Origin of the sequence: Streptomyces boetiae, assembly GCF_031845405.1 — a bacterium.
Taxonomy (GTDB): Bacteria; Actinomycetota; Actinomycetes; order Streptomycetales; family Streptomycetaceae; genus Streptomyces; species Streptomyces boetiae.
Window position 1 is genome coordinate 122676 of record NZ_JAVREN010000001.1, and the last position, 20457, is coordinate 143132.

Sequence of the window (20457 nt, forward strand, 5' to 3'; positions counted from 1 at the left end):
TCGGAGCGTAGCGTTCTCACCGTCGATGACGCGCCCGATGCTGTACAGCACCGGGCGTCAGCCCGCGTCGAGGGAGAGTTCGATTGGTCGGATCCACGGTAGCGGGGTCGCCCCGTGGGGCCATCCGTTCCCCCGTGGGCCGGGGGGACTTGGTGACGAGTGTCCAACCGGGTCACTCCTCCCATTCGATCACCCACCGCGACTCCTCGAAGAACTGCTCGAGTGAGGCGTAGTCTTCGACCCAGGAGTCCCCACTGCCCTCGCGGAATTCGCGATCGCTGGCCGTGAGGATGAGGAAGCTGGGCGGATCGTCCGGCAACTCTTCGACTTTTACATAACTTCCCAGCTCATGGCCCGAGACAATCCGCCCGACGATTCCTCTCTTGATCACGGAGCACCACCCTCTGGCCTTCGCGGATCGACGAGAGGCACATGATTGTTCACGAACGGCCTCTTGTCTCCCGGGTTCCTGAACATCTCGAAATGTACGTGGGGTACGTCAGGCCAGTGATTCCCTTGCAGAGAGTCCTGATCCATGCGGAATTGGCGCAGCCCATCAGCACTGCGGAACACTCCTCGGTTCTGGCCAAGTTCCCGATAGCCGTCACCGAGGAAGTCTATGCCTCCCTGAAGCGCCTCATCAGCCGTCATGGGGTGCTGGCTGACCATGCTCCCCGCGCCCTGTCTCGTCTCGGTGATGGCAGGATGCTCGCAAGCCATCAGCCCGAGCGGGTCCAACCAGGTGTGCGGGTTGTGGACGTAGGCCATGGGGTTGGGCGCGGGAGCCAGGCCCATCGGGTCGGGCGAGAGGTAGCGAGCCGTCTCCGGGCTGTAATAGCGATGGTAGTTGTAGTGCAGGCCCGATTCGGGATCGTAGTACTGCCCCGGGAACCGGAGAGGCGTGAAAGTGGAGGCCTCCTTCGCCCACGCTGTGATGCCCCATAGCGTCGAGCGGCGACGCCAGGCGATTTCCCCCTGCTCGCTGATCAACTCCGTTGGGGTACCAATGACGTCGGTGACAATACTGAAGAAGCGCCGGTCAATCTCCTCCTGGGTGCACGGGCGCACAAGCCGTTCTATTTGCGTCAGCGTCCGCAAGCCGTCGTGGTCCCAAGTAAGCGCTACCACGGGATGTTCCGGGGCGCGAGTGATCAACTGCTCGACAAGCGCCGTTCCGTCCCAGATGAAATCGATGCGCTCGACAACGTGTCCACTACCGTCGTCGGCCAGTCGCTCCTTGGCTATCCTGCGGCCCAGCCCATCGTAGCGATAACGCCACTCCGCGCCGTCAGGGGTGACAACGGACGACAGGCGGTCTTCCGCGTCCCAGACATAGCGCCAGATGTCCGGCCTTCTCGACAGACGAGAGCGCCGCCGAACAGTAACGCGCCCGGCATTGTCGTGCTCGTACCGGACCTGCCCCGCCCGGGTGAGAAGCGTGCCGTCGTACGTGCGGTCGCCTCGTGCGTCAGCGTAACCCTGACGAGTCGGCCACTCGGCCGACATCTGGTTGCCCGACTCATCGTAGGTGTAGTGCTCGGTCCACTCACCATCCCGGACGGCGGTCACGCGGCCCGCCGGATCAAGATCCAGAACGCACGGGCCACCCGGAGTGATCACGGAGGCGAGGTACCCGTCCGGACGGTAGTCATAGACCCGCGCGTACGCGCTCGCCGACGCCGGAGTGACCGCCTGCCCGGCAAGGCGACCGGAGGGCGTCCAGGACTGCGTCAGGGTCAGGCTGTCAGCGACTCGGCGCGACGTCTCGCGGCCGACCGGGTCCCATTCGAACGCTACGGTCTGCCCGGACGTCGTCAGCATCGTCGGGCGGCCGGCCGCGTCGAATTCCCACATGCTGATCGCTCCGCTGGGCGTGACCCGGCGCACACGTCGGCCAGCGGCGTCGTAATCGTGGCGAAGGACCCGCCCGTTGCAGGACTCCGAGAGCACGCGTCCGACTGCGTCGTACTCCAGGACCACATGGGCGTCCGGGCTGTCGGCCGTTGTCAGCCGGCCCAGCGCGTCGTAGGCATACGAGGTCAGGATCCCGTCGGCTCGCTTCTCGACAACCCGTCCGGAGGGATCGCGACGGTAATGCGTTGTCTGTCCGAGCGGGTTGGTTCGGGCCGTGACCCGGCCGACGGCATCCCTCTCGTATGTGAAGCGCCGACCGTCGAAGTTTGTTTCGGTGACCAGTCGGCCGACGGGGTCGTATGTGTAATCCCAACTGAGTCCCTGGGAATCGGTCACTCTGCGGACCCGAAGGGCGCCGTCGTAGGTGAACGTCTGACGCCGACCTCCCGGGTCGGTGCGTGCCACGAGCGTGTCGAACGGGCCGTACTCATAGATCGTCCGGCTGCCGTTGGCATCGGAGTGGAGAACGCAGTTGCCTTCGCCGTCATAGCGCCACGTCTCCTCAGCTCCCTCAGGGCTGAGTCTGCGGACCATGCGCCCTGCCCCGTCCCACCAGGTGCGTGTCGTCGCTCCGTCCGGGGCCGTCAACGCCGTCTCGCGGCCGAAGGCATCCACCTCGCGCACCGTCCGGTTGCCGAGGGGATCGATCATCTCCACGGGCACTCCGGCCGCGTTGCACTGAATCCGGGTGACTGATCCGTCGGGAAGAATCAGCGCCCTGAGCCCTCCGAACTGGTCGTAGGCAAAGCGCCTTGTCTCCCCGATCGGGTCGGTGACCGCTGCGCAGTTCCCGCGTTCGTCCCAGGAGTATCGGATCGTCGAACCGTCGGGGAACTGGACAGCGACGGGCTGGTAGGACTCGTTGTAGTCGTAACAGGTCACGCCACCGTCGGGATGCAGGACCGAAAGGGGCTGGCCGACAGCGTTGTTGATGAAACGCGTCGTGTGGCCGAGGGCGTCCGTCTGAGCGGTGATGTGGTGGTGGTCGTCGTACTCGGTGCGGGTGGTGTGGCCGAGGGGGTCGGTCTCGGCGATGACGTCGCTGCGGTCGTTGATGACGTAGCGGGTGGTGGCGCCTTGGGCGGTGGTGAGGGTGGTGATGCGGGCGTCGGGCCAGGCGGGGTCGGTGGCGTTGTAGGTGAGGGTGTTGGTGAAGTGACCGGCCTGGCCGCCCTGGGCGGTGCACCGGTGCTGGTCGTCGTAGGCGTAGGTGTAGCTGTGGCCGTTGGTGTCGGTCCAGGAGGTGATGTTGCCGTGGGTGTCGTAGGCGAGGTGGAGGGGGCGGCCGGAGGAGTTGGTGATCTCGGTGAGGTTGCCGTCGGTGTAGCCGTAGGTCTTGATGGGGGTCTCGCCGGTGGGCTCGGTGAGGGCGAGGGCGGTGACGCGGTGGCCGTCGGTGGTGATGGCCAGGCGGTAGCCGCCGGAGTGGCGCAGGGCGGTGGGGGCGGCCCATTCGTCGTAGTCGATCTCGATGGTGTTGCCGTTGCGGTCGGATATCCGCAGCAGGAGGCACAGGCCGGTGTTGGTGGGCGGGGAGAAGTGCCGGGTGTGGCCGGTGATCGGGTCGGTGAGCGCGTAGCCATCCTCCTCGCCGGTCAGGCGGGTGAGGGGCCAGCGGGGGCCCGCATCCGGCAGGACCGGCCCACCGTCCTCGCCTGGGTGGGGGTAGGTCAGGAGCATGCCGTCGTCGGTGACCATGACGATGCCGCGCTCGTCAACTTCCAGGCGCTGGTCGAGGGTTGAGCACCAGGAGGGGCCGAACCAGAATCCGGCATTGAAGCCGGACTCCGCCCGGCGGATGAAGGTGAGGGGCAGTGTGCCGGGGAGGGTGACGTCCGTCTGCGGCAGGAACATCCGGCCCGTGGCCATGTCGACCGGGTCGGAATCGCCCCTGCGGATGAGGCTGCGCATCCGGTCGTAGGTGCCCTGGACGGCGTCATCCACCGCCGTGCGGGCCCGGCCGGCCAGGCGGCGCATCCCGCCCGCCATGCCCCGGAGGCCGGTGCGGGCTGCGGCCATGGCTCCTCGGGCGCCGCGGGCGAGGCCGCCGAGGGTGGTGAGGCCGCGCATGCCCGGGATGCAGTCCAAAGATGCGAAGGCTACGTCCCAGAGGGATGCTCGGCCGTTGGCGTAGTCGATGAGGGTGTCGGCGAGGACGACGAGGGCTGCGGCGAGGACGACCCAGGCGAGGGGGCCGCCGATGATCATGACGACGATGCCGAGGACGGCGACGATGGCCCGGCAGACGGAGACGATGGTGTCCCAGTTGTCCACCACCCAGTCGATGGCGCGTTCCCACCACCGGCGGTTCTGGATGCCGGCGTCGGAGGCCTCGTCGATGCCCTGGGCGCAGGTGCGGGCCGCCTCCTCCCGCATCTCCAGGGCCTGGCGGGCCAGTTCGCGGGCCGCCGACAGCTCGGCCTCGGCGTTGTCCACACGCGACTGGGCGGAGGAGGCGGCCTCCTGCGCGGCCTGGTGATCGCGGACGGCCTGGCGGACCTGGGTCTCGTCGGGGGGTTCGGGCGCCTCCGAGTCCTCTTGGAGGCGTTCGGCCTCGTCCCCGGCCCGGGAGACCCAGGACTGGGCGTCGGAAAGGTCGGTCTGGGCGGAGGACAGGGCGGCTTGGGCGTCGATGGCGCGCTGGAGGGCGCGGTCCGCCATGCCCTGGGCCGTCTGGAGTTCCGGCCAGTACCGGGCCAGCGCGTCCGCGGCCATGTCGTACGAGCGCTGGAGCTTGTCGAGGTTGCCCGGGACGCCGTCGAACTCCGCGCGGAAGGCTTCCGCGGATAAGCCTGCCCACTCCTGGACAGCGCGGTCCGAGGCCATCCCCCGGATACGGCCCAGCGCCTCGCCCACGTCGTCCGCGAACTCCTGTAGCTCTTCGGAGAGTTGGCGGATCTCCTCCGGGTCGCCGGGCGTCGGGTCCCGGTCCAAGTCCACCGGCGACCAATCAGACGGACGCGACATCGTGGCCCCCCCACGAGTGACTACTCAGATACGCAAACGAAACTACCGGAGGCTCGGCCCGCGCATCAGGGTTTGCGGCCCACGCCGCAGAACATCGCGACCTCTGGGCCGGGTTCGCCGTCCGGGCGCCAGTGGGTGCAGGAGACGATGCCCGGGGGGAGGAGGTCGAGGCCGGTGAAGAAGCCGGAGATGGCGGAGGGGGTGCGCTGCTTCAGCTTAGGTGTGCCGACCTCGTTCCAGCTCGTCACGGCCGCGTCCATGTCCTCCCAGCCCGGTCCCGTCACCGTGTGGGAGAGGATCAGGTGGCTGCCCGGCGCCAGGCCGTTCATCAGGCGGCGGATGATGCCGTATGCCTCCGCGTCGTCGGCGGTGAACATCATCACGCTCAGGAGGAGTACGGCCACCGGGCGGGTCAGATCGAGCGTGCGGGACGCGGCGCGCAGCACCGCCTCCGGGTCGTGCAGGTCGCCGGTCACGTAGGCCGTGGCGCCTTCCGGCGTGCTGGTGAGCAGGGGTCCGGACTGGGCCAGGACCAGCGGGTCGTTGTCCACGTACACGACGCGGGCCTCGGGCGCGGCGCGCTGGGCCACCTGGTGCGTGTTGTCGGCGGTCGGCAGGCCGGCGCCGATGTCGAGGAACTGCCGCACGCCGCCGCCCACGGCGAGGCGGACGGCGCGGCCGAGGAACGCCCGGTTGGCGCGGGCGTAGTCGGATATGCCCGGGTACATCGAACGGACCCGCTCGCCGGCCTCGCGGTCGGCCGGGTAGTGGTCCTCGCCGCCCAGCCAGTAGTTCCACACCCGGGGCGAGTGCGGAACGGCCGGGTCAACGCCGGGCGGCGGCGCGGAAACACCCTGCTGCGGGCGAAAGTTGGACATTCCCCGAGGGTACGGGAGGAGTCCGGAACCGGACCCCGGGACTACAGCTCCCCGCGTCGCACGGCGGTGAGGAAGCCCGCCCAGTCGGCGGCCGGGAAGACCAGCGCCGGGCCGATGTTCTTGCTGTCCCGGACCGGGACGGCCCCCGGAACGCCCAGCCGGATCTCAACGCAGTCGCCGCCGTTGGGGCTGCTATAGCTGCTCTTCCGCCACGTGCCGACCTCCACGCAGTCACCGCCATTGGGACCGCTGTAGCTGCTCTTGCGCCAGGTAAGGACGAGCAGCTCGTTCAGGAGGGTCATCGGTCAAACTCCTTGAGAAGCGAACGGATCAGGTCGGCGGACCCCTCCGGCGAGAGGGCCACGGCTTTGAGCAGATCATAGGCGTGTTCGGCCGCCGCTACCTCGCGTGATTCGAGCGCAAACCTGCCCTGTGAGAAGCCGTCCACGTGGAGCACGTCCGGCCCCTCCTCGAAGCTCAGGAGACTGAAGGAACCGTCGAGCCCGGGGTGGGTGGTCACAGTCCGGGGGACGACCTGGATCACCGTGCGAGGGTGCTCCCCCGCTTCGAGGAGGCGGGCGAGCTGGGCGCGGAACACGGCTTCCCCGCCGATCGCGCGGTGAAGGACGTTCTCGTCCAGGACAAACCATGCGCGCGGCGGGATCTCCCGGTCGAAGACCTCCTGTCGCGTCATGCGGGCCGCCACGAGGTCATCGAGATTGTCCGGCCGTCCCGCACTCAGAACCGCCCGCGCGTAGTCCTCGGTCTGGAGGAGTCCCGGGATGACCTGGCCAGCGAACGCCCGCATCTTCGTCGCGTCGCGCTCAAGCTGGACATACGGCAGGAACCACGACGGGTACGCGTACCGCAGCACCAGCGGATGCAGGCGGCCGAAGTGGCCGCCCGTGTCGAAGGCCAAGTCGAGGTCGCGGGCCAGGTCTTCGGACGGGACGCGCTTCGCCGACTCGATGTAGCTGATCATCGCCTGGGTCGTGTGCGCGCGCTTGGCCGTCTCGCCCTGAGATGCCTTCGCCTCCAGCCGGATACGCCGCAGTTCGCTGCCGAAGAACGCCAAAAGGCTGGACGTCGGGTCCGGAAGCTCCGCCTCCACGCTCATGTTCTCGACTCCTCTCCATGACTGAGCGGCCGTTATAACGCTCTGTCATGACGCGTAAGCAGTTATGCCGTTGCCCCTGGTGAGCGTACGCGCGGAGGACAACCCTTGGCGTACGGACGGCTACTGACCGCTCGAACAGGTGACGAGGCGGCGCGCGGTGACCCAACGGGTTCGTACCCCTCTCGCCGGTCGCGAAGCCCCCGGGGCTTTGCGCGCGGTGCCGCACAAGGGAGGAATGACAGGTGACGGAACGAACGAGTCCGGCGGCGACGGCCGAACCGGGGGTGGCGCGGCTGCTGCCATGGCCGGGGGAGGACGGCGGCCCGGCCTACCTGACGCCGTGCGGAGGGGACGGGCGGCTGGCGGCGCTGGCCGATGAGGTGGAGCGGGCGCAACTGGCCTCGGGGGCCGAGGTGGCGTGCTGTGCCCGGCCGTTGATCGTGGAACCGGAGGTCACCGTGCGGGAGTTGCGGTGGACCGCGCTGCGGCTGCTCGAATGCCTGCTGGACGCCCTGCGGGTGGCGGAGAGCCGGGGCGCGCGCCTGACCGGCGAGGCGGTGGGGCGGGGATGAACGACCGCGTCGCCATGGGCGTTACCGTGGATTCCCAGACGATCCGGGTGGGCGATCAACTGTTCCTGGGCGGGCAGGCGTTCACCGTCTCGGACATGAGCGTGGTGCCCCGGGGCGGGCGGCGGCTCGAGTTCGCCAGCGGGGAGTCGTTCACCATGCGGGCGCACACCGTCCTCTACGCCACCCGCTCGGTCCGGCCGACGCCCGACGCCACCGGGGCCCGGTCGGGACGGCCACGCCCGCGTTGACCCCGAACGCCCTTATGACGGCCGGTGCTTGGGGCGGCGCAGGCCGGCCGTGGTGAGGCGGCGCAGGAGTTCCTTGCTGCCGACCTCGACCGCGCCGAGGGCGACCGCGTCGGCGTAACGCTCGGCCGGGATGTCATAGTGGTCGCGCTCGAAGGCGCGGGGCGGGGAGCCCAGGCGGGCCGCGAAGGCGTGCAGCTCCTCGAAGGACTCGTCGCTGATCAGGTGGGACCACAGCCGCCCGTGGCCGGGCCAGGTGGGCGGGTCGATGTAGACGGTCACCCGGAGGCCCCCGCGAGCGAGCCGACCGGAGCGAGGACGTTGCCCGTGACGCCGCACACCCAGTGCGGGTCCTCGCCCAGCTCGGGCTCGACGTCGAGCTGGTGCGGCTCGGTGCCCGCCTCCGGGACGCAGACCCGGCACAGCGGCCAGCGGCCGACGCGGGCCAGCAGCGCGTCCTGCATGTCCTGGGCGAGCAGGCCCGCGACGTAGGCGGCGCCCTCCGGCCACTGCGCGCACCACCAGCGGCGGTGCGCCACGGCCTCCTCCAGCAGCGAGACCTCCTCCGGCCCGGCCACCCCGCCGGCCGCGAGGTCCGCGAGCACCAGGGCCCGCGCCCGGTGGATGGCCTCTTCCGAAGTCGGGTGCTCCATGCCGACCATTGGACCAGACCCACCCGACGCGAGGCCGCCCGCCCGGCGGCGCTTGACGGCACCCTCGCCCGAAAATAAGTTTCAGCCGTGAGGAGTCCGATGAAGGAAAATGTCACCCGGCGGGCCGGAAGACCCCGGCCCGTCGCCGTGGCGCCCCCGCCCACACCGCCGGAGCCGGGGGCCCTGGCCGCGAAGGTGCGCACCCTGGCGCCTTCCATGACCCGCTCCATGCAGCGCGTGGCCGAGACCGTGGCCGGGGACCCGGCCGGGTGCGCCGCCCTCACCGTCACCGGCCTCGCGGAGCGCACCGGCACCAGCGAGGCCACCGTCGTGCGCACCGCCCGCCTCCTCGGCTATCCCGGTTACCGGGACCTGCGGCTGGCCCTGGCCGGTCTCGCGGCGCAGCTCGCCTCCGGCGCCGCCCCGGCCGTTACGGCGGACATAGCCGTGGACGACTCGCTGGCCGACGTGGTCGCCAAGCTGACGCAGGACGAGCGGCAGGCCCTCGCGGACACCGCCGCCGGTCTCGATCTGCGCCAGCTCGAGGCGGCCGTGGCCGCGCTGACAGCCGCGCGCCGGATCGACGTGTACGGGGTCGGGGCCTCCTCGCTCGTCGCGCAGGATTTGGCGCAGAAGCTGCTGCGCATCGGCCTGGTCGCCCACGCGCACGCGGATCCGCACCTGGCGGTCACCGGGGCCGTTCAGCTACGGGCCGGGGACGTGGCCCTGGCCGTGACGCACTCCGGGCGGACCGTGGACGTGATCGAGCCGCTGCGGGCGGCGTTCGACCGGGGGGCGACGACCGTGGCCGTCACGGGGCGCCCGGACGGGGAGGTCACGCGGTACGCGGACCACGTCCTGACCACGTCCACGGCCCGCGAGAGCGAGCTGCGGCCGGCCGCGATGTCCAGCCGGGCCAGTCAACTGCTGGTCGTGGACTGCCTGTTCATCGGGGTGGCGCAGCGGACGTACGCCTCGGCCGCGCCCGCCCTGCACGCCAGCTACGAGGCGCTGGCGCACCGGCACGCGCCTCGTCGGCGCTGATCCGTTCCTTCCTTTTCCGCTGTCTGCTGTCCGCCAGAGCCTTCTGAGAGCCGCCGCATGACCACCGAATCCGCTTCCGGCGCGCTGGACGCGCTGGCCACCGAGGCGTACCGGCCCGAGCTGGCCGAGATCGACCGGCGTTCCACGCTGGAGATCGCCCGCGCCATGAACGCCGAGGACGCGGCCGTTCCCGGGGCCGTGGCCCGTGAGCTGCCCCGGATCGCCGCCGCGATCGACGCGGCGGCGGCCCGGCTGGCGGAGGGCGGTCGGCTGCTCTACGTGGGGGCGGGGACGCCGGGGCGGCTGGGGGTGCTGGACGCGAGCGAGTGCCCGCCGACGTTCAACACGGCGCCCGGGGAGGTGCTGGGGCTGATCGCGGGCGGGCCCGCCGCGCTGGTCTCCGCCGTGGAGGGGGCGGAGGACAGCGGGGAGCTGGCCGCCTCGGACCTGGACGCGCACGGGGTCACTTCGGCGGACGTGGTCGTGGGGGTCTCGGCGTCGGGGCGCACGCCGTACGCGGTGGGGGCGGTGCGTCACGCTCGCGCGCTGGGGGCGTTGACCATCGGGGTGGCGTGCAACGCGGGGTCGCCGCTGGCGGCTGCCGCCGAGCACGGCATCGAGGTGGTGACGGGGCCGGAGCTGATCGCCGGCTCGACGCGGCTGAAGGCGGGCACGGCGCAGAAGCTCGTCCTCAACATGATCTCCACGATCAGCATGATCCGGCTGGGGAAGACGTACGGGAACCTGATGGTGGACGTGCGGGCCTCGAACGAGAAGCTGCGCGCTCGCGCGCGGCGGATCGTGCGGCTGGCGACGGGGGCGCCGGATGAGGCGGTTGAGGCGGCGCTGAAGTCCACGGGCGGGGAGGTGAAGAACGCGATTCTCACGATCCTCGGGGACGTCTCGGCGGCGACGGCTGAACGGTTGCTCGCGGAAAGCGACGGGCATCTGCGGGGCGCGCTGCGGGCGGCGGCGGAATGAGATTCCTCACGCGGGGGGCCGGTTTGAATTCCCTGGTGCCGCAGATTTAACACGGCCAGAACATGGCGTTTCCCGGCGGGACTTGGGGCGGCGGAAAGGCGCTTGTCGCGGCGGCCTTGGCCACGCGGAAATCCGCGCTGACGCGGCGCCCGGCCGGGTCCCCGAGGACGGCGGGGCGGGGCCCCGCGCCCCCGGCGTGCGGTCCCGGCCCCGCCGGGCGTTGCGGCACGCTGCGGCGGCCACGGCGGGCCCCGTGCCCGACGCCGGGGGCGGCGCGTTCCCCAATTCCGCCGTGCCGCACGGCGGCGCGCGCCGCAGCGGACGGCTCGGACGGCCGACCGGCCGTCGTGCGCCCTGCGGGGGCGCTCAGCGCCGGGGCGCGGCGGCGGCGAGTGGGGCGGCGCCCCGCGCCCCCGGGCGAGCGGCCCGGGTTCCCGCTGGGCGTTGCGGCACCGCTCGCCCGGCGGGAAGCGTGGCCGTTGTCGGCGGTCTGCGGCCGTCTGGGGCCCGCGCCCCCGGGGGCCGGTGGGCGGCGGAGCCGCACGGAGCGCGCCGCGAGTGGGCGCCGGGCCAGGCGCACCCAGCGGGAACGCGTCCGGGGCCGGAGCGGCGACCCGCTTCCGGCCCGCCGCGCGGCGGCGCGCACCGGGGGCGGGGGGACGCAGGCGCAAGCCCCCGTCGGGCGTGCGGGCCCGACGGGGGCGGGGCATGGCGAAGGGCGGCACCCCGGAGGGGGTGCCGCCCTTGGCTACGGCCTGGGGCCGTGGGCTGCTGATCCGGTGGGATCAGAAGTCCATGCCGCCGCCCATGCCGCCGGAGGGGTCCGCGGCGCCGGCCGCGGCCTTCTCGGGCTTGTCGGCGATGACGGCCTCGGTGGTGAGGAAGAGCGCCGCGATGGAGGCGGCGTTCTGAAGCGCGGAGCGGGTGACCTTGGTCGGGTCGGGGATGCCGGCCGCGAGCAGGTCGACGTACTCGCCGGTGGCCGCGTTCAGGCCGTGGCCCTGGGGAAGGCTGCGGACCTTCTCCACCACCACGCCGCCCTCCAGGCCGGCGTTGATCGCGATCTGCTTCAGCGGGGCCTCCAGGGCCAGCTTGACCGCGGCGGCGCCGGTGGCCTCGTCGCCCTCCAGGTCCAGCTTCTCCAGGGCGGAGGCCGCCTGGAGCAGGGCCACGCCACCGCCAGCGACGATGCCCTCCTCGACGGCCGCCTTGGCGTTGCGCACCGCGTCCTCGATGCGGTGCTTGCGCTCCTTCAGCTCCACCTCGGTGGCGGCGCCGGCCTTGATGACGGCCACGCCGCCGGCCAGCTTCGCCAGGCGCTCCTGGAGCTTCTCGCGGTCGTAGTCCGAGTCGGAGGACTCGATCTCGGCGCGGATCTGGTTGACCCGGCCCTGGACCTGGTCGCTGGAGCCGGCGCCGTCGACGATGGTGGTCTCGTCCTTGGTGATGACCACCTTGCGGGCGCGGCCCAGCAGGTCGAGCGTGGCGTTCTCCAGCTTGAGGCCGACCTCCTCGGAGATGACCTGGCCGCCGGTCAGCACGGCGATGTCGCCGAGCATGGCCTTGCGGCGGTCGCCGAAGCCGGGGGCCTTGACGGCCACGGACTTGAAGGTGCCGCGGATCTTGTTGACCACCAGGGTGGACAGGGCCTCGCCCTCGACGTCCTCGGCGATGATCAGCAGGGGCTTGCCCGACTGCATGACCTTCTCCAGCAGGGGCAGCAGGTCCTTCACGCTGCTGACCTTGGAGTTCACGATGAGGATGTAGGGGTCCTCGAGCTCGGCCTCCATGCGCTCCATGTCGGTGGCGAAGTACCCCGAGATGTAGCCCTTGTCGAAGCGCATGCCCTCGGTGAGCTCCAGCTCCAGACCGAAGGTCTGGGACTCCTCGACGGTGATGACGCCTTCCTTGCCGACCTTGTCCATGGCCTCGGCGATCAGCTCGCCGATCTGGGGGTCGCCCGCGGAGATGGACGCGGTGGAGGCGATCTGCTCCTTGGTCTCGACCTCCTTGGCCTGGCTCAGCAGGGCCTCGGAGACCTTCTCGACGGCCGCCTCGATGCCGCGCTTGAGCGCCATCGGGTTCGCGCCGGCGGCGACGTTGCGCAGGCCCTCGCGGACCAGCGCCTGCGCCAGAACGGTCGCCGTGGTCGTGCCGTCGCCGGCCACGTCGTCCGTCTTCTTGGCTACTTCCTTGACCAGCTCGGCGCCGATCTTCTCGTAGGAGTCCTCGAGCTCGATCTCCTTGGCGATCGACACGCCGTCGTTGGTGATGGTGGGGGCGCCCCACTTCTTCTCGAGCACGACGTTCCGGCCCTTGGGGCCGAGCGTGACCTTGACGGCGTCGGCGAGCTGGTTCATCCCGCGCTCAAGGCCGCGCCGCGCCTCCTCGTTGAACGCGATGATCTTGGCCATGTGAAGTGGTCCTCCCAGGACTGGGGTGGATTGCTCCGGACCGCGCTGGCGCCCGCGACGGACGGCCCTGCGGCCCGGCGGTTCATTGCTCCCGCCGGGCCCGTGGACCTCACCGAACCGGTCCTTGCTTTTGTCACTCTCACCTTCAGAGTGCTAACGCCATGATTAGCACTCTCCCCCTCCGAGTGCAAGCGTTGGGCGGCGGGGCGCCCGGTGGGGGCGGCGGGGGCGCTGCCGCTGCGCGGGGCTCGCGCGGCGCGGCGCGGCGCCGGGAGCGGACGGCTGTGAGGTGCGAGGGGGCGGTCCGCGAGGGGGCGCGGCCAGCCTCCTGCGCCCGCGCGGGGGCGGGACTGCGGCCGGGCCCGGCCCGCTGCTGAGGCGCTGCGGGCCGGCCCGCAGCGGCGCGTGAGTTGTGGGCAGGCCCCCGCGCAGCGCGGAGCGCGGGCGGCACGCCGCCCGGTGCGGGACCGTGGCCGGGCGCGGTGGGCGGAGCGCGGTGAGCCGAGCGCGGTGAGCGGTGAGCAGTGGGCGGTGAGCGGTGAGCGGTGAGCGGTGAGCGGTGAGCGGCTGCGAGCCGGCGGGCGCGGAGCCGGCCGCGGCAGGGCCGCGCGGCATCGGACCGTGGGCAGGCCCCCGCGCAGCGCGGAGCGCGGGCGGCCCGTGCGCGCCGCGGGACCGTGGGCGGGCCCGCACCGTCGGGCGGCGGCTGCGGCGGGCCGCGCGCGAGCGCGGAGCGGCTACGCCAGGGCCGCGTGGGGCGGGACCACGTGGGCGGGCTCGCCCCGTTGGGGGCCGCTGCGGCAAGGCCGCGTGGCGCGGGAATACGGGCGCCACCCCGCGTGGGGCGGGAATGCGGGCGACGCCCCGCGGGGCGCGGGAGCGCGGGCAGCGCCGGGCGGGGCCGGGACGCGGCAACCCCCCGTGTGGGGCGGCAATGCGGGCAACGCCCCGCCTGGCGCGGGAGCGCGGGCAGCGCCGGGCGGGGCCGGGACGCGGCAACCCCCCGTGTGGGGCGGCAATGCGGGCAACGCCCCGCGGGGCGCGGGAGCGCGGGCAGCGCCGGGCGGGGCCGGGACGCGGCAACCCCCCGTGTGGCGCGGGAGCCGCGTGGCGCGGGAGCGCGGGCGGCGCCGGGCGGGGCCGGGGCGCGGCAACGGCCCGAGCGGAGCGGGGATGCGGGCGGGCCCGCACCCGACGGAGGGTGCGGGCCCGCGCGGCAGGCTGCGGTGCGGTCGGCGTTTCAGGCGGTGACCCGGACCATGTCGGCCTGGGGGCCCTTCTGCCCCTGAGAGATCTCGAACTCGACCCGCTGCCCCTCTTCCAGGGTGCGGTAGCCGTCCATCTGGATCGCGCTGTAGTGGACGAACACGTCCGCACCACCGTCTACCGCGATGAAGCCGTAGCCCTTCTCCGCGTTGAACCACTTGACGGTGCCCTGAGCCATTCCTAACTCCCCATTTTGCTGGCCCTTTCACGAGACCGCACTTCGCGGGCCCGGGTCAGACCTCTCAGACCCCACCCCCGGGCGGACGGGGGGTGTGCGCCGGAACGCGTCGACCGACGCTGAATGTATCTGCACGGACGCCCAGTGCAACAGGCCATTCGGGAGGGAATTCTTGGCGACCCAGAACGGGCAAATAACGCAAAGTGTATGAAAGTTGAATCTTTCTCACGGCCCCAAACGCGCCAACCAGACAATTGGTACAGCGTTTCTCAGCACATTCTTAGCGCGATGTGTCGTGAATTCATATGCGCGTGGCAACCGCCGGGGTGAGACCACGGCCACTCTAGCGCCCCGCGCACGTGCATCCGCCCCGAACCGGAACGATCGGTTCGGGGCGGAGCGACGGATGTCGTGAAGGCGTGTGGACGTGACGCGGACTCAGCCGCCCGCCACCGCCGGGATGATCGAGACGCCGGCCCCGTCGGGGGTCGCGGTCCCCAGGCCCTCGGCGAAACGGACGTCGTCGTCGTTGACGTAGACGTTCACGAAGCGGCGCAGCTTGCCGTCCTCGTCGAGCACCCGCGCGGCGATGCCCTGGTGCTGCCGGTCCAGGTCGGCCAGGACCTCGCCGAGGGTCGTCCCCTCGGCCGTGACCTCGGAGGCGCCGCCGGTGTACGTGCGCAGGATGGTCGGGATTCGGACAGTTACGCTCATGATGCGAGGCCAGCCTCTCGGAACGAGTCCAGGTTCGGACGGATGATCGCGGACGGACCGGCGGTGGGCGCCACCGCGTCCAGGGTCTTGAGGCCGTCGCCGGTGTTCAGCACGACGGTGGTCTTCGCGGGGTCCAGGGCCCCGGAGGCGATCAGCTTCCGCGTCACGCCCACCGTCACCCCTCCCGCGGTCTCCGCGAACACGCCCTCGGTGCGGGCCAGCAGGTGGATCGCGTCCACGATCTCGGGGTCGGTGACGTCCTCCACGGCGCCGCCGGTGCGGCGGGCGATGTCCAGGACGTAGGGGCCGTCCGCCGGGTTGCCGATCGCCAGGGACTTGGCGATGGTGTCCGGCCGCACGGGGCGCACCACGTCGTGCCCGGCGCGGAACGCCTGGGAGACGGGCGAGCAGCCCTCGGCCTGGGCGCCGAAGATCCGGTAGGGCTTCTCGGGCACCAGGCCGAGCGCGATCAGCTCCTTGAGCCCCTTGTCGATCTTCGTGAGCTGGGAGCCGGAGGCGATCGGGACCACGAGCTGGTCGGGCAGCTCCCAGCCGAGCTGCTCGCAGATCTCGTAGGCCAGGGTCTTGGAGCCCTCGGCGTAGTACGGGCGGAGGTTGACGTTCACGAACCCCCAGCCCTCGCCGGCCGGGTCGCCGATCAGCTCGCTGCAGAAGCGGTTGACGTCGTCGTAGGTGCCCTCGATGCCGACGACGTCGCCGCCGTAGACGGAGGCCATGACGACCTTGCCCTGCTCCAGGTCGTGCGGGATGAAGACGCAGGAGCGCAGGCCCGCGCGGGCCGCGGCGGCGCCCACCGCGCCGGCGAGGTTGCCGGTGGAGGAGCAGGAGAGGGTGGTGAAGCCGAAGGCGCGGGCGGCCTCGACGGCGCAGGCCACGACCCGGTCCTTGAAGGAGTGGGTGGGGTTGCCCGAGTCGTCCTTGACGAACAGGCCGCCGGTGACGCCGAGTTCGGCGGCCAGGCGGTCGGCGCGGACCAGCGGGGTCCAGCCGGGGTTGAGGTTCGGCTTGGCGGCCACGTCGGCGGGCACGGGCAGCAGCGGGGCGTAACGCCACACGCTCGCCGGGCCGGCCTCGATGCGGCGGCGCAGGGCCTCGGGGTCGCCCGCGGGGAGGTCGTAAGCGATCTCCAGCGGGCCGAAACAGGACGCACAGGCGAATATCGGACTCAGCGGGTAACGCTCCCCGCACTCCCTGCACGAGAGGGCGGCGGCGGGTCCGAGGTCGACGCCGGCGGTACCCGGGGTGTTCCCGGATGCGGTGGTCGCGGTGCGTGCGGAGTCGGACGCGGACTGCGTGGACAGCACAGACATGGGTGGCGAGGCCCCTCTCCTCATCTTCCCCGCGACGCCTCTCGCCGCGGGACGGAATTGGCACCTTCCCCACCGGGAGCCTCGCGCGACGTGCGGCGAGTGCCGGCGGAAGGGTTGCCGGGGCTTCAACGGGCCGTTCCCTCTGCCCCTCTGGATGAGCTGTATGCGGTTGTGGAGCGCCGGTCCTGATATGCGGAGGACACCTGCGCTGTTCGAGACTGTAACGGACGCCCCCCACAATGGCCCGGGCCGTCCGATCCGCGAGACGCCACGAGATGCCACGAGACTCCACGAGAGAGCGGATAGAGAGAAGAACGAGCGGGAACTCGTCACAACCGTCACAAACGACTCATCCGAGAGGTCGGAAGTATCCCGAAAAAACGTGGCAACGGTGGGTTCGGACTGCGCCAAGAAGGGGCAGATACGGCCATACGGAGTAATCGTGGCCGAACGCGAACAGGAGCGACATTCGTGCTGGAAGAGGCAGAGGAGTGGCTGAGCCGCCGGTCCTGGGACGCCGCTGACCGCTCGCTGCCGCAGCTGTTGAGCGCGAAGCGAGCAGCAGGCGCGGCTGGCAGCATCAGCGTGGTTCTCCCCGCGCTGAACGAGGAGGCGACCGTCGGCGCCATCGTGGAAGCGCTCCGGCGCGACCTGATGGAAGACGTGCCACTGATCGATGAACTGATGGTGGTGGACTCCGGGTCCACCGACCGCACCTCCGAGGTGGCCGCCGCGGCGGGCGCCAAGGTCGTCCACCGCGACGAGATCCTGCCCAGAGTGCCCACGGCACCCGGCAAGGGGGAGGTGCTCTGGCGCTCACTGCTGGCAACGAGCGGCGAGATCGTCTGCTTCGTGGACGCCGACCTGCGGGAGTTCGACTCCAGATTCGTCTCCGGCATCCTCGGGCCCCTGCTCACCGAGCCGAGCGTGCAACTGGTCAAGGCCATGTACGACCGACCGCTCGGCGACAACCCCGGCGGGGCCCGCCAGGGGGGCCGGGTCACCGAGCTGGTCGCCCGCCCGCTGCTGAACCTGCACTGGCCGCAGCTGGCCGGCGTGGTCCAGCCCCTGGGCGGCGAGTACGCCGCGCGCCGGTCGTTGCTCGAACGGCTGCCGTTCCCGGTCGGGTACGGCGTGGAGCTGGGCATGCTCATCGACACGCTGAACCTGGCGGGGCTCGACGCGCTGGGGCAGGTGGATGTGGGCGTGCGCAAGCACCGGCACCAGGACGGCCAGGCCCTGGGGCGGATGGCCGCCGCGATCCTGCGCACCGCGCAGGTCCGGCTCCCCGGCTCGGTCCTGCCGAACCGCCTGGGCCTGACCCAGTTCCAGCGCACCGACGACGGAGGCTTCACGCCCCAGACCCACCCCATCGACGCGGAGGAGCGCCCCCCGATGAACAGCATCCCGGAGTACGCGGCCCGCAGGGCGGCGTAGCCGACTGCCCGGCCTGGGGCCCCGGGGCGCTCGCCGCCCCGGGGCCTTGGCGTGTGCGTTCGCCTTGCGGCGGGCGTTCCACGGCCGGCGCGCGGTGCGCGTTCGCCTGCGGCGAGCGCCGGGGCCGCGGCGGCGCCGGGTCGCCTGCGGCGGGCGGCTCTGCGGGGCCCGGCTGCGCCGGCGCCCGCGGGAGCCCCGGGGGCGCGGGGCGATCGCCTGCGACGTTCCCCGGCGACGCCCCGGGGCGCGGCGCACGCCTGCGGCCGGCGTTGCGGCGAGCGGGGGTGGGCCCGTGCCTCAAAGGTGTCGGGTGCGCCGGAGGCGGGGCCGGGTGCGGATGCGCGCAGGCGGCCCCGCCTCCGGCCGGGCAACGCCCGCCGCGGGCGTAGTCCCAAGCTCCGGCGCGCGTGCCCGCCGCAGGCGTGCTGCCGAGGGCCACCACCGACGCCCGGCCGCGGGCGGTGCGCACGGAGTGTCATCGTCCGGGACCGCGTGGGTGATGGGGGCGGCGCGTGTGAGGGGGCACACGTTTCCCGGGGGGAGGGGTTGGCTAGCCTCCGGCCGTGAGTGACGCTGGAAGTACCGAGGTGCTGGTCGCGTCGAATCGCGGGCCGGTGAGTTACGCGGTCGGCGCGGACGGGGTGCTGAGTGCCCGGCGCGGCGGCGGGGGGCTCGTGTCCGGGCTGAGCGCGCTGGGCGAGGGCGCGGGGACCTGGGTGTGCGCGGCCCTCGGGGAGGGCGACCGGGAGGCGGCGCGGCGCGCCGGGCCCGGCGGGCGCCTGGATGCGGCGGACACCGGGGGGCAGGCCGTGCGGATGCTGGACATCCCGGCCGCCACCTTCGACGCCGCCTACAACGGCATCGCCAACTCCGTGCTGTGGTTCGTCCACCACCTGCTGTACCAGACGCCCTTCGAGCCCGTCTTCGACGCGGCCTTCGAGGAGCGCTGGGCCGCGTACGAGGCGTACAACGCCGCCTTCGCGGACGCGCTGGCCGAGGAGGCCGGGCCCGGGGCGGCCGTTCTCGTGCAGGACTACCACCTCGCGCTGGTGCCCGGGCTGCTGCGCGAGCGCCGCCCCGACCTGCGCATCGGCCACTTCTCGCACACCCCGTGGGCGCCGCCGGAGCTGTTCCGGGTGCTGCCCGACCGGGTCGCGCGGCAGGTGCTGCTCGGCATCCTGGGCGCGGACCGGGCCGCCTTCCTGACCGAACGCTGGGCGCGGGCGTTCGCGGCCTGCTGCGCCGACGTGCTGGGCGCGGACGTTTCCCCGGCGGGCGCCTCCGCCGCGGGAGCCTCCGCGGCGGGCGCCGTCGCGCACGCCGGGCGCACGACCCGGCTCGGCGTGCACGGGCTCGGCGCGGACGCGGACTTCCTGCGGGAGCGGGCGTTCCGCCCGGACGTGGACGAGCGGCTGGCCGCGCTGCGCGAGCAGGTCGGGGACCGGCGGACCGTGGTCCGGGTGGACCGCACCGAGCTGTCGAAGAACATCGTGCGCGGCCTGCTGGCGTTCCGGCGCCTGCTCACCGACCGGCCGCAGTGGCGCGGCCGGGTGGTGCACGTGGCGTTCGCCTACCCCTCGCGGCAGGACCTGGCGGTCTACCGGGACTACACCGCGGAGGTCTCGCGGGTCGCGGCGGAGATCAACGAGGAGTTCGGGGCCGAGGGCTGGACGCCGGTGGTCCTGCACGTGAAGGACGACTTCGCGCGCTCGCTGGCCGCCTACCGGATGGCGGACGTCGCCCTGGTCAACCCCATCAGGGACGGGATGAACCTGGTCGCCAAGGAGGTCCCGGTGGTCTCCGAGCGCGGCTGCGCGCTGGTGCTCTCGCGGGAGGCGGGGGCGGCGGCGGAGCTGGGCGAGGACGCGCTGCTGGTCAACCCCTACGACATCGCGGGGACGGCGGAGGCGCTGCACCGGGCGCTGTCGATGGCGCCGGAGGAGCGGGCGGGGCGGTCCAAGCGGCTGGCGGAGGCGGCGACGGCGCTGCCGCCCCGGGCGTGGTTCCTTGACCAGCTCGCGGCGCTGGGCGGCTGAGGCCGTGCCGGCTGACTTCGCGGGGCTGTCCACGGCGCTGGTGGCCGACGCGTGCGTGCGGCTGGGCGTTGAGCTGCGGGCGGCGCCGGCCGGGATCGTTCCCGTGACGGCCGGGCAGCGGCTGGCGGGGCGGGCGCTGCCGGCGCGGCACTACGGGAGCGTGGACGTCTTCCTGGAGGCTTTCGGCGCGGCCGGGCCGGGCGACGTGCTCGTGGTGGACAACGGCGGGCGGACGGACGAGGCGTGCGTCGGGGACCTCGCGGTGCTGGAGGCCGGGGCGGCGGGGGTCGCGGGGCTGGTGATCTGGGGGCTGCACCGGGACACGCGGGAGCTTTCGGAGATCGGGCTGCCGGTCTTCAGCTACGGGGCGCTTCCGGCGGGGCCGGTGCGGGTGGACCCGGCCGAGCCGGAGGCGCTGGTCAGCGCGCGCTTCGGGCCGCATGTGGTGACGGCGGACGACGTGGTGTTCGGGGACGACGACGGGGTGCTGTTCGTGGCGGCGGAGCAGGCCTCGGAGGTGCTGGACGCCGCCGCGGGCATCCACGCGACGGAGCGGGAGCAGGCCCGCCGCATCCTCGCCGGGGAGACGCTGCGGGTGCAGACGTCCTTCGACGCGTACCTGGCACGGCGCGCGGCGGACCCGTCGTACACCTTCCGCCGCCACTTGCGCCGCATCGGCGGGGCGATCGAGGAGTAGGTGCCGGGCTGGC

General features: G+C 72.3%; 18 protein-coding genes and 1 riboswitch. Of the genes, 7 read left to right on the top strand and 11 right to left on the bottom strand.

From position 1 onward, the window contains the following. Nucleotides 1-172 precede the first annotated feature (172 nt). The 5 genes from RM780_RS00565 to RM780_RS00585 all read right to left on the bottom strand — a co-directional run bounded on the left by RM780_RS00565 (nucleotide 173) and on the right by RM780_RS00585 (nucleotide 6876). Nucleotides 173-391, bottom strand: a complete 219-nt coding sequence (locus RM780_RS00565; protein WP_311628369.1) for a hypothetical protein — start codon at nucleotides 389-391, stop codon at nucleotides 173-175. Then, complete coding sequence (locus tag RM780_RS00570; RefSeq protein WP_311628370.1) at nucleotides 388-4854, bottom strand: RHS repeat-associated core domain-containing protein; 4467 nt, start codon at nucleotides 4852-4854, stop codon at nucleotides 388-390. Before RM780_RS00570 ends, RM780_RS00565 begins: the two co-directional genes overlap by 4 nt. Before the next feature lie 92 nt (nucleotides 4855-4946). After that, a complete protein-coding gene (locus RM780_RS00575) occupies nucleotides 4947-5759 on the bottom strand; it encodes an SAM-dependent methyltransferase (RefSeq protein ID WP_311628371.1) in 813 nt (270 codons plus the stop codon). A gap of 41 nt (nucleotides 5760-5800) precedes the next feature. Continuing rightward, nucleotides 5801-6061 carry a DUF397 domain-containing protein gene (locus RM780_RS00580; protein ID WP_311628372.1) on the bottom strand — a complete coding sequence of 87 codons (261 nt, stop codon included), beginning with the start codon at nucleotides 6059-6061 and terminating at the stop codon, nucleotides 5801-5803. Next, the gene (locus tag RM780_RS00585; protein WP_311628373.1) at nucleotides 6058-6876 is read right to left on the bottom strand and encodes a helix-turn-helix domain-containing protein; all 819 of its coding nucleotides are present in this window, start codon (nucleotides 6874-6876) and stop codon (nucleotides 6058-6060) included. Before RM780_RS00585 ends, RM780_RS00580 begins: the two co-directional genes overlap by 4 nt. Before the next feature lie 242 nt (nucleotides 6877-7118). Here RM780_RS00585 and RM780_RS00590 point away from each other — a divergent pair, with 242 nt between their 5' ends. Both RM780_RS00590 and RM780_RS00595 read left to right on the top strand, forming a co-directional pair. Further along, nucleotides 7119-7448, top strand: coding sequence for a hypothetical protein (locus tag RM780_RS00590; RefSeq protein ID WP_311628374.1), 330 nt, complete (start codon nucleotides 7119-7121; stop codon nucleotides 7446-7448). Further along, on the top strand, nucleotides 7445-7696 hold the full coding sequence (locus RM780_RS00595; RefSeq protein WP_311628375.1) for a hypothetical protein: 252 nt from the start codon (nucleotides 7445-7447) through the stop codon (nucleotides 7694-7696). The genes RM780_RS00590 and RM780_RS00595 overlap by 4 nt, the downstream gene beginning before the upstream one ends. Nucleotides 7697-7708: 12 nt before the next feature. Here RM780_RS00595 and RM780_RS00600 read toward each other — a convergent pair whose 3' ends face one another. Continuing rightward, nucleotides 7709-7975 (bottom strand): DUF4031 domain-containing protein, encoded by a 267-nt coding sequence (locus tag RM780_RS00600; RefSeq protein ID WP_311628376.1) that lies wholly within the window; start codon nucleotides 7973-7975, stop codon nucleotides 7709-7711. Beyond that, entirely contained in the window at nucleotides 7972-8346 is a 375-nt protein-coding gene (locus tag RM780_RS00605; protein WP_311628377.1) for a hypothetical protein, read from the bottom strand. Before RM780_RS00605 ends, RM780_RS00600 begins: the two co-directional genes overlap by 4 nt. A gap of 99 nt (nucleotides 8347-8445) precedes the next feature. Between RM780_RS00605 and RM780_RS00610 the strand changes: the two genes are divergently transcribed. Both RM780_RS00610 and murQ read left to right on the top strand, forming a co-directional pair. Further along, on the top strand, nucleotides 8446-9390 hold the full coding sequence (locus RM780_RS00610) for a MurR/RpiR family transcriptional regulator (RefSeq protein ID WP_311628378.1): 945 nt from the start codon (nucleotides 8446-8448) through the stop codon (nucleotides 9388-9390). Between the two features lie 57 nt (nucleotides 9391-9447). Continuing rightward, the gene (murQ, locus tag RM780_RS00615; RefSeq protein WP_311628379.1) at nucleotides 9448-10371 is read left to right on the top strand and encodes an N-acetylmuramic acid 6-phosphate etherase; all 924 of its coding nucleotides are present in this window, start codon (nucleotides 9448-9450) and stop codon (nucleotides 10369-10371) included. A gap of 785 nt (nucleotides 10372-11156) precedes the next feature. On the opposite strand, the gene groL is transcribed toward murQ, so the two are convergent. From groL to thrC, 4 genes are all read right to left on the bottom strand, one after another. Then, nucleotides 11157-12785 (bottom strand): chaperonin GroEL, encoded by a 1629-nt coding sequence (groL, locus tag RM780_RS00620; RefSeq protein WP_311628380.1) that lies wholly within the window; start codon nucleotides 12783-12785, stop codon nucleotides 11157-11159. A 1240-nt stretch (nucleotides 12786-14025) separates the two neighbouring features. Continuing rightward, nucleotides 14026-14229 (bottom strand): cold-shock protein, encoded by a 204-nt coding sequence (locus RM780_RS00625; protein ID WP_004986573.1) that lies wholly within the window; start codon nucleotides 14227-14229, stop codon nucleotides 14026-14028. 438 nt (nucleotides 14230-14667) lie between these two features. Then, a complete protein-coding gene (locus RM780_RS00630; RefSeq protein ID WP_311628381.1) occupies nucleotides 14668-14943 on the bottom strand; it encodes a MoaD/ThiS family protein in 276 nt (91 codons plus the stop codon). After that, nucleotides 14940-16274, bottom strand: coding sequence for a threonine synthase (gene thrC / locus RM780_RS00635; RefSeq protein ID WP_311628382.1), 1335 nt, complete (start codon nucleotides 16272-16274; stop codon nucleotides 14940-14942). The genes RM780_RS00630 and thrC overlap by 4 nt, the downstream gene beginning before the upstream one ends. A gap of 17 nt (nucleotides 16275-16291) precedes the next feature. Continuing rightward, a riboswitch (SAM riboswitch) is annotated at nucleotides 16292-16435 on the bottom strand. A 310-nt stretch (nucleotides 16436-16745) separates the two neighbouring features. On the opposite strand from thrC, the gene RM780_RS00640 reads away from it, so the two are divergent. The 3 genes from RM780_RS00640 to RM780_RS00650 all read left to right on the top strand — a co-directional run bounded on the left by RM780_RS00640 (nucleotide 16746) and on the right by RM780_RS00650 (nucleotide 20444). After that, on the top strand, nucleotides 16746-17711 hold the full coding sequence (locus tag RM780_RS00640; protein ID WP_311628383.1) for a glucosyl-3-phosphoglycerate synthase: 966 nt from the start codon (nucleotides 16746-16748) through the stop codon (nucleotides 17709-17711). Between the two features lie 563 nt (nucleotides 17712-18274). Continuing rightward, complete coding sequence (locus RM780_RS00645) at nucleotides 18275-19747, top strand: alpha,alpha-trehalose-phosphate synthase (UDP-forming) (RefSeq protein ID WP_311628384.1); 1473 nt, start codon at nucleotides 18275-18277, stop codon at nucleotides 19745-19747. Between the two features lie 4 nt (nucleotides 19748-19751). Further along, a complete protein-coding gene (locus tag RM780_RS00650) occupies nucleotides 19752-20444 on the top strand; it encodes an RraA family protein (protein WP_311628385.1) in 693 nt (230 codons plus the stop codon). The last annotated feature ends 13 nt before the right edge of the window (nucleotides 20445-20457 follow it).